The organism is Flavobacterium sp. LC2016-12 (assembly GCF_015351595.1).
Classification (GTDB): Bacteria; Bacteroidota; Bacteroidia; order Flavobacteriales; family Flavobacteriaceae; genus Flavobacterium.
The window spans coordinates 437,380-447,330 of record NZ_JADKPT010000002.1 but is presented as its reverse complement, the minus strand read 5'-3'; the positions used below and the strand labels follow the sequence as shown (position 1 = coordinate 447,330).

Annotated in this window: 6 protein-coding genes; 1 reads left to right on the top strand and 5 read right to left on the bottom strand. The window is 36.2% G+C overall.

Going from position 1 to position 9,951, the window contains the following annotated elements; genetic code table 11:
* Positions 1 to 41: 41 nt before the first annotated feature.
* From IRZ99_RS06360 to IRZ99_RS06340, 5 genes are all read right to left on the bottom strand, one after another.
* The gene (locus tag IRZ99_RS06360) at positions 42 to 4,436 is read right to left on the bottom strand and encodes a type IX secretion system membrane protein PorP/SprF (RefSeq protein ID WP_194656454.1); all 4,395 of its coding nucleotides are present in this window, start codon (positions 4,434 to 4,436) and stop codon (positions 42 to 44) included.
* Between the two features lies 1 nt (position 4,437).
* Positions 4,438 to 5,904 carry a gliding motility protein SprC gene (gene sprC / locus IRZ99_RS06355; protein ID WP_194656453.1) on the bottom strand — a complete coding sequence of 489 codons (1,467 nt, stop codon included), beginning with the start codon at positions 5,902 to 5,904 and terminating at the stop codon, positions 4,438 to 4,440.
* Positions 5,901 to 6,323, bottom strand: coding sequence for a hypothetical protein (locus IRZ99_RS06350; protein ID WP_194656452.1), 423 nt, complete (start codon positions 6,321 to 6,323; stop codon positions 5,901 to 5,903). Before IRZ99_RS06350 ends, sprC begins: the two co-directional genes overlap by 4 nt.
* A 101-nt stretch (positions 6,324 to 6,424) precedes the next feature.
* A complete protein-coding gene (locus tag IRZ99_RS06345; protein WP_194656451.1) occupies positions 6,425 to 7,717 on the bottom strand; it encodes a hypothetical protein in 1,293 nt (430 codons plus the stop codon).
* A 191-nt stretch (positions 7,718 to 7,908) separates the two neighbouring features.
* Positions 7,909 to 8,361 (bottom strand): hypothetical protein, encoded by a 453-nt coding sequence (locus tag IRZ99_RS06340; RefSeq protein ID WP_194656450.1) that lies wholly within the window; start codon positions 8,359 to 8,361, stop codon positions 7,909 to 7,911.
* A 435-nt stretch (positions 8,362 to 8,796) separates the two neighbouring features.
* Here IRZ99_RS06340 and IRZ99_RS06335 point away from each other — a divergent pair, with 435 nt between their 5' ends.
* Complete coding sequence (locus tag IRZ99_RS06335) at positions 8,797 to 9,945, top strand: DNA polymerase III subunit delta' (protein WP_194656449.1); 1,149 nt, start codon at positions 8,797 to 8,799, stop codon at positions 9,943 to 9,945.
* Positions 9,946 to 9,951: the final 6 nt, after the last annotated feature.

Sequence of the window (9,951 nt, the reverse complement as noted above, 5' to 3'; positions counted from 1 at the left end):
TATTATTACGTCCTCCGAAAAGAGGACCAACTTTAACTCTATTAATTCTCCACTTTTACGATGGCCATTTTCCCGTTATATGGCTTGTTACCTTTTGCTTCTAATGCCTTAGTTGCTTCAGATAAACCTTCAAATTTCTCGTAATAGATATAATATTTACTTGTCGCTATATTGTAAAAGAAATTAACGTCTGATCGTCCTGCAGCAACTGCCTTAGTCAGGAATTCATCTCTTTTTTCAACACTGCTGTGAACTGCAATAATCATATAATAACCATTTTCAGAATTTTTGATGTTCTTGATGATCTGCATATTTGACTGATCTTCACCAAAATCAAAATCACTTGCCGTTAATGGTGTACTACTTATTTTTGTATTTTCCTTAATACGTTTAAGAGCTGCAACATCCTGATTGTATCTTCCTTCATCATTTTCATAAGCTGCACGCTTAATTCTACGTTTTTTCTCGATCTCAGTTTCCGCTTTGATACGTTCTAAATTCGCCAATAACGCAGCACTATCTTGTTCCATTTGTAATTGAGCCGCTTTCAATTGGTTTATCTTTTCAAGATAAGCTTTGTTTAAAGCATCATTTTTATTTGGAACTTTTCTTAATCTTTGGTTATATAAATTAGTAAGCTTGATAAGCTCCTCTTTTGATGTTCTGTTTGCATCAGCAAGCTGTACTTTGAAAGCCTCTAACTGACTGTTTTCTGCAGCAACACTTTTAAACGGTTTAGGTTCTCTGTAGATTCCTTTTTCACTTAAATCATTTTCTTCTCTAAGATCATCCAGGTCTTTTTGCTTTTTGGCCACTGTTGTTGTAAACTGTGCATAAAGCTCTTTTTGTGATGTAATTGCTGCATCTATAGCTTTTGATAAAGCCTCGATTTCTTTTGCTGAATCATCTTTTGGAGCTGACGCTGCTGCTGCTGCTGCTGCATCTGCTGCTAACTTAGCTTTCAATTCTGCTTCTTCAGCCAGTCTGGCTTGTAATGCTTCCGCATCAGCTTTCGCTTTGGCATCAGCAGCCAATTTTAACTGAAGTGCGTCTGCATCGGCTTTCGCTTTTTCCTCAGCTTCAAGTTTAGCTCTTACAGCATCTTCCTCAGCTTTCGCTTTGGCATCAGCTGCTTGTTTTATTTTTAATGCTTCTGCATCCGCTTTGGCTTTAGCATCTGCTGCAAGCTTTGCCTGAAGGGCTTCTGCATCAGCTTTTGCTTTAGCATCAGCAGCTAATTTTGCTAAACGAGCTTCTTCTGCTACTTGTAATTGCTTCGCTTCCGCTTCAGCTTGCAATTTTGCAGTAGCTTCAGCATCCGCTTTTACTTTAGCGTCTGCAAGCAGTTTAGCTTGTAAAGCTTCCATATCTGCTTTGGCTTTTGCATCAGCAGCTAATTTCGCCTGTACTGCTTCTGCATCTGCTTTCGCTTTAGCATCGGCAGCTAATTTCGCTTGTAATGCTTCTTCTTCCACTTTTGCTTTGGCATCAGCCTCTTGTTTTACTCTAAGAGCTTCTGCATCTGCTTTCGCTTTTGCATCTGCTGCAAGTTTCGCTTGTAATGCTTCTGCATCTGCTTTCGCTTTGGCATCAGCAGCTAATTTTGCCTGTAGTGCTTCTGCATCCGCTTTCGCTTTGGCATCAGCTGCAAGTTTTGCTTGTAATGCTTCTGCATCTGCTTTCGCTTTGGCATCGGCTGCTAATTTCGCTTTTAGTGCTTCCGCATCTGCTTTCGCTTTTGCATCCGCCGCTAATTTTGCTTGTAATGCTTCTGCATCGGCTTTCGCTTTAGCATCGGCAGCTAATTTTGCCTGTAGTGCTTCTGCATCAGCTTTTGCTTTTGCATCTGCAGCTAATTTTGCTTGTAATGCTTCTGCATCGGCTTTCGCTTTTGCATCAGCTTCAAGTTTTGCTACACGCGCATCTTCAGCTTCTTGTAATTTTTTTGCTTCTGCTTCAGCTTTTGCTTTTGCAGTAGCTTCAGCATCTGCCTTAACTCTTGCATCAGCAATTAATTTTGCCTGCAATGCTTCCATATCAGCTTTCGCTTTCACGTCAGCAACTAGTTTCGCTTGTAGTGCTTCTGCATCGGCTTTTGCTTTTGCATCGGCAGCTAATTTTGCTTGTAATGCTTCTGCATCCGCTTTGGCTTTAGCATCGGCAGCTAATTTTGCTTGTTGTGCTTCTGCATCCGCTTTTGCTTTAGCATCAGCAGCTAATTTTACTTGTAATGCTTCTGCGTCAGCTTTAGCTTTAGCATCGGCAGCTAATTTTGCTTGTAATGCTTCTGCGTCAGCTTTTGCTTTGGCATCAGCAACAAGTTTTGCTTGTAGCGCATCAGCATCGGCCTTCACTTTTGCATCGGCAGCTAATTTTGCTTGTAGTGCTTCTGCATCAGCTTTTGCTTTGGCATCAGCAGCTAGTTTTATTTTCAATGCTTCGGCATCCGCTTTTGCTTTTGCTTCTGCAGCTATTAACGCTTGTCTTGCTTCTGCATCAGCTTTCGCCTTCGCATCAGCAGCTAATTTTTCTTTTAAAGCAGCTTCTTCAGCAGCTTTTGCTTTCGCATCAGCAGCTAACTTTGCCTTATTTGCAGCATCAATATTTGCTTTAGTTTTTGAATCAGCAGCAGCTTTTGCTTTTGCATCAGCAGCTAATTTTGCCTGATACGCATCTGAATCTGCTTTTGCTTTTGCATCTGCGGCTAAAATGGATTGAAGATCTGCGGCTTCCGCTTTTGCTTTTATATCCGCTTTTCTTTTCGCTTCTGCAGCATCTGCTTTTGCTTTTGCGTCGGCAGCTAACTTAATCTGTAGTGTTTCAGCATCAGCTTTCGCTTTGTCAGCAGCTAATTGTGCCGCCGTTTTTTGTGGCTCTTGCTTAGTAGCGGCCGCTTTCGCTTTTGCGGCTTCAGCATCGGCTTTTGATTTGTCTGCAGCTAGTTTTAATCTTAATGCTTCAGCATCTGCTTTAGATTTGTCTGCAGCTAATTGTGCCGCTGTTTTTTGTTCTCCAGTTGCTGTTTTGCTTGCAGTTAATGCTTGTGCTCTCGCAGCAGCAGCAGCATCTACTTTTGCTTTATTATCTGCAGCTAATTTTATTCTGCGTGCTTCAGCATCGGCTCTGGCTTTATCGGCCGCCAATTGAGCTTGTGTCTTTTGTTCTGTTGAAACTGCTTTATTCGCATTTGCTGTTTGCGCTCTCGCAGCAGCTACAGCATCGGCTTTCGCTTTAGCATCTGCAGCTAATTTTAATTTTTGTGCTTCTGCAGCATCAACTTTAGCTTTATTATCTGCTAATAATTTTACTCTTGCCGCCTCAGCATCCGCTTTTGCTTTTTCAGCAGCAGCTAGTCTTACTTGTTTTGCTTCAGCATCTGCCACAGCTTTTGCTTCAGCAGCTAATCTGGCTTTCTCCGCTCCATCAACTCTTGTAACTGGCGCAGTGGATTTTTTAGCCATTACCGGTTTTGGTCTTGAAGGATCAATAAGCGAACCTTCATCATCATCACCGTAATAGTAATTTTTACTTTTGAATTTATAAGCAATTACAAATTCATGGGAAGCACCTAAATTAGTTAGGTTGCCCATTCCTCTTTCGTAATTATATTCAACAGCAATGCTTGGTGAAATATTTACACCAAGCCCTGCCGAAATTCCGTATAATGTATTGTATCCTGCCTGTGCCCATACTCCCTGTGGAATAGCAATCACGGCAAGTCCTGAAAGAACTGTTTTGTCTTTTTTAATTTCTGTTTTTACAATACCTGAAAATTTACTTCTGTCAAAAAAGCCATAACTATCAAGATACCCGGTATACATAGCGTGTAATTCGATCGCTCTTTCCGGATCGTCTTTTACCACTCCTGTACCGAAATTGTAAAGAATAAGATTGTTTACCGATAGTCCGAAATCAAGAAGTGCAGTACCGTAATTGATACCAGGATTAACAGTAAGTAATGTATTTGAAGGATAGTCACCGTTTAGAATAGTTGGGTCGTCAGAAACTATTTTTCCCTTGTCTAATCCGCTTTGATATACTCCGGCATTTAAACCAAATGTTAAGTTACTATCTTCCTGTAAAACGATGTTATGAGCAAAATTGACTACTCCGCCAAAAACGGTCATCAGACCATAATTTTGCTGAAATAAGCCAACTGCAAAAGCTTCGTTTTCTCTGAAACGACCGGAATAATTGAATAAATAAGTATTTGGCGCATCATCAAACTGAACCCATTGTCTTTTGTTATAAAAACTTACATAAGGGTTTGATTCGCGAACAAAACTAAATGTTGGATTGATTAAATATCTATTAAACTTTAATGAATTTCTGATAGGTAATGAAAACGAAACAACTCCATTCTCAGAAGTTTCCTGGGAATAGAGTGAATTTGAAAAACCGTAAAATAAAGTTATGAATAGTAGGATTTTCTTCATATTATTTTATCACAGTTATTGATCCTTTTTTTTCACCTGTGTCTGCTTGAATGACATAGTAGTAAACTGGATTTACATTTTTAAAATCTTTAATAAACGAATTGACCTGGGGGTCGTAATTACTTCCAACATCATCAAACATGATTTCTCCGTTTGAACTTATGATTATCAACTTGGTAGTTGCTGTTTTATATGCATCAGGGATGTTCCAATATGGATAACTTCCACTTAAATTTACTATGTTAGGAATTACCGCTGTTGGTGGGGCTGGTCCGGTAACTTTAAAAAGAAACTCTTTTGTAGCAATACATCCAGATGCCTGAGAAATTTTAGCTTTATAATTACCTACTGCGGCTACCAGATAGGTATTTGTCGTTGCACCGTTAATAAGATTGTTATTTAAATACCATTCGTAAGACGGACTTGTTGCGTCAGTAGTAACAGTAACGTTTATTGTTTCTCCTTCGTTAAGTGAAACCGTATCTGCAACATCAATACTGGCATTAAAACCATTACTCTTAAGATCGATTATGCCTGTAGCAATACACCCACCAAAATCAACTTCGACAGTATAAATACCAGATTCACTAGTTTTTACAGTACGAGTGTTACCACCATATGGAGCACCATCTTTTTTCCAGGTGTAATTATTACCGCTAGTTGCTGTTAAAACAGTCCCATCACCACTTGCACAAAAAGGATTGCCTAAACTTGAATTTATAGTTACAGCAGAACCTGAACTTGAAGAAGAAACAGTAACTCTATTTGAACTATAATTCACACTAGAACATTCACCATAATCAAGTTCAGCAAAATAAACACCCGCCGAATTTACTACTAAAGAAGCTAAATTTTGTCCTGAGATTAGAACATCGTCTTTATACCATTTATATTTAATATTCGGATAATTTGCAGGTGATGACCCCTCTACTTCAGGAGTAAGATTATCAACTGATAAGGTAAAACTCCCTCCAGAACAGAAAGTAGCAGTGTCTCCATTTTTATTAATTAAAAACGAAGATACATAGTCTTTATAATAGGCTGAAAAAGAGTATGAACCGGAGAAATTTTGTGCTCTTGGACTATTAATTCCGTTACTACTTACTATTCTTAAACTATAAGTATTGGAGCCTTTTAATGTTCTGGGGATTGCAAATTTAATTGTTTGTTCAGTACTTGATAAAGGAATAACCTCAAGTGTTGTAGTAGCAGTTGGAGAACTAAAACTACCAAATTCATCAGACAATTGAACTGAAAAAGTAACATCTGACGCAAAATTTAAATACGAAAAAGTCGCTAGATATTCATTGAATTTAGCGTCATCAACAATATCTCCAGCACAAATATCCTTAAAAGGCAATTGTTGAGGAGATATTGATGATTGCGCATACAAATTTACTTCTGAAAGAAAAAGAAGTGCTAAAATTATAATGCATTTAAAAAAATTCAGAGTAGTTTTTTGAATCATATAGTACGAGTTCTTGCTAAGTCTATATCTTCAAAAAACAGAATGTCGATAAATGTTTCAGAAAAGTCATATTTATAGTTCTCAATAATATCCTTTGCAAGAACAGAATAAGAAGCTGTAATCGATGAATTCTCCTGACAATTTGTAGTAGACTGATTGTTCGTTTCAGTCGCTATAGAAAGGCTATCCTTGGGGATGGATAGCCCTGCTATTAACTGATTAGAATTATCATCTAATTTGCTGATACGTTTATCAGCTATATCACTATTTTGGTTTAAAACTATTGACGCAGTTTTATTGCAGTTTGTAGTAAAAGAAGCTGTTTTACCGGCTTCTGTACTTTGTGCATGTAAACTTAAAGCAATAGGAGATACCAAAAATATTGTATAAATAAAATACTTTTTTATAGTTGGGGCCATTATGTTTTGATCTTTATTTAGTCCGGTATAAGACGATACATAAATTGTGTCTGGGGACTTTATTAATAAAATTTACGCTGTAAAATAAAAATCGAAATCAATTATTTGTTGCCGCTCGACGCTGTGATTTTTCCTAATTGTAATCTGAAATCCGGCTTTTTAGCATTGTAGATATCAATGAATGTTTCTTTGTTATCACTTTGCGACATAACATTGAAAAACACAGGGTTTCCGTACCAGCTTTCTAAATCTTCATTGTTAGAATTGTATTCTGTAAAGATGTTTCCATTACATAGGTTAAAGTACATTTCTTCAATTTTGATTTTCTTAAGATTAGCATCGTTAATCTCTGTTTTACTGTCTAATAAAACTGCAGGATTAAATCCAGAGATTACGCTTCTTTTCATTTCTAGTGAAGCAGTTTCAGCAACATAAATTGCCTCTTTTACCAAACCAGCCTGAATATCAGCTTTGATGTTCTCACTGTCGTTAAGCATTGTAATATTTGTGGCTACAACTAAAGTTTGTTTTTTAGTAAAATCAGTTTCATTTTTCTTTTCGAATGATTTTACTTCCATGCAACGAGATCCGTCTTTATTACTTGATAAATAAGAAGATCTTACTGCTAAAGAGTTATATAAACGACATTGTACACCTTGAGTAAATTTGTAATCGTCGTTAATTGATTTATAAGAAACTAATTTAGTAGCGTTCAAATCACCACCAAAGAAAGCAAATGAGTCACCACCAGAGTAGCTAACCATTACATTTTCAACAATAGTTTTGCTTCCAACACCAGCAAGCGTTAAACCATTGAAAGTATCAGCTCCTTTTACTTTTTTTCCTGCAAATTCAACTCTTACATATCTTAAAATCCCTGAGTTTCCAGCAGCATTGTCACCACCATAAGTAGTAAGCGTTGGATCAAGATCTAAGTTATAAGAACCTACATTTCCAAATTTATTGATTGGAGCATCACCAAGAATCACAACTCCACCCCAGTCTCCAGCTTTCTTCTGGCTACGGTTTGATGTAAATACGATTGGGTCAGTTTCTAAACCGTCTGCAATAATTTGAGCACCTTTTGTAACTACCAATGTTCCTTTTGTCTCGAAATCACCAATAATTAAAGTTCCAGGCTCGATCGTTAAAACAGCATTGTTTGTAACATAAACGTTTCCTTGCAAAACATAAATATTCCTCTTCAGCAATTTAGTATTAACAGAAATGTTTCCTGCTAAAATTTGGTTTGCTTCTCCATACTCTACTTTGTTAGGCTTAAATTCGGTCCAGTTGTTCAACCAATTAGTGTAGCCCATAATTCCTTTCTCTTGCTGTGCACTCATTGCAGTAACTGTCAAAAGCACGCAGATCATTTGAGTAATTTTTTTCATGATAAGGGGGTATTACGGTTAATAATAAATTTGGGTATGCGTAAATGATAAAAACTCATCCCGGGTTTTCTGATATTATTCAGAACACATCGAGAACGAGTTGTTTTTTTATATCTCTTTCAAAATAACGTTTATGAAATCTAGCTCATCTACGTAAAGACTTTGAAAAAGGTTTTAAAAAATATTTTTTATTACATTTCGTTCAAATCGTTGAACTCATGTAATGATTTCAATGTGCTTTCGTAAAATAAAATAGCAGCGATCAAATTTCCTTTGTCTGAATAAGGCATCATTTTTCTCTGAAATTCTACTGTTGTATCTAAGAATGCTGTTGTACCAACTGCTTGTCCGTCTAACACTTTCTTGTGTTCAGAATCGTCCGGAATACCTAAGTCAGCCATTGTAACGCCTGGTTTAGTCACCAAAGCAATGTAAGGGAGAGTTTTCACTAAAACTTTTATACGCTCAATGTATAATTCCAAAAGCTCACCTTTTTGCATACCACTCAATTCTTTTTGATCATGGTATTTACGGATAATAGCTGTTGTACTAATTATACTTCTCGGAGCATTTTTTGCCTGCGCAGAAATACCTCCGGTTGTCAATAAAAAAAGTGCACTAAATAAAATAATTTTCCCTTTCATAGATTCTTATTTATAGTTGTTATTGATGAAAACAAAAATATATAAATTAACTTAAATTGCAACTTTATTGATTTCTTTTTTCAAAAAAAAACCTTAAAAAAAACTTAAAATCTAGTCTTATGTCGAGAAAATGTGCGTTTTAACGAGCTTTTTGTTAAAATAGTTAAAACCCAAACTGTAAGATATTACACATAATATTTGTTGGATTTTACAAAATAATAACCAAAAAAAATCCATAATTATCACTTTTTCAAAAAAACTATTAACAAAATATTCTTAATATCTCTCTTAATTAATCCCTGTATTAACAAAAGCTGGCATCAAAAACAAAAAAAATTAAGTTAAAAACCTACTTAAAAAACAGAAATAAAAGTAGCCTGATAAACTTATTTCACGAAAATTTTTGACTATATCATTTTCTTATATCTTTGCTTCATGCAATTTTCACAAATTTTAGGTCAGGATTACATCAAAAGTCACTTGATAAAAAGTGCTGCTTCAGGACGAATTCCGCATGCACAATTATTCATCGGACCAGAAGGAAGCGGTACGTTATCTACCGCCATTGCTTACGCGCAGTATATTTTATGCAACAACACCGGTAATGAAAACGAAAACGGCAACGATTCCTGCAATCTGAAGTTTCAAAACATTTCACATCCCGATTTGCATTTTATCTATCCGACCGTTACGACTGAGGATGTAAAAACAAAGCCAAAGAGTCTGGATTTCATTCAGGACTGGCGAACTTTTATTCAGGAAATGCCTTACGGAGGTTTATTTGACTGGTATAAAATGTTAGGCGTTCAAAACAAACAAGGAGAAATTAGGGTAGAAGATGCTCAGGAAGTTTTAAAATCACTTTCGTTAAAATCATACGAAGGCGGCTATAAAATTATGATTATCTGGATGGCCGATAAAATGAATATCGCCGCTTCAAATAAATTATTGAAACTTTTAGAAGAACCATCAGATAAAACAATTTTTATTCTCATTTCTGAAAATGAAGAAGATATTATACAAACCATTCGATCTCGTTGTCAGGTAATTCACTTTAATGGTGTACCAGAAAAGGTAATTACTGAAGCGCTCGTTTCTCAGGAAAATATCGATTCAAACCAAGCCAAAAAAATTGCGCATCAGGCTCAGGGAAATTTTAACAAAGCTCTTTCTTTATTAAAAGAAGATGATGCAGAATATCCCTTTGAGCAATGGTTTGTCAATTGGGTTCGTGCCGCATTTAGGGCAAAAGGAAATGCAGCCGCTATTCAGGACTTAATTACCTGGAGTGAAGAAATTGCAGGTTTAGGTCGTGAAAGCCAGAAAAAATTCATTCAGTTTTGTATTGAAATGTTCAGGCAGGCACTTTTGCTAAATTATGAAGCTCCTACTTTAGTTTACATTGAACCAAGGGTTGACAAATTCAAACTTGAAAATTTTGCTCCTTTTGTAAACGGAAATAACATTCACGACATTTTTAAAGAACTTTCAGATGCGATGTATCACATTGAAAGAAACGGAAATGCAAAAATAATTTTAACTGATTTATCTATAAAACTGACTCGTTTAATTCATAAAAAATAGTTTCCA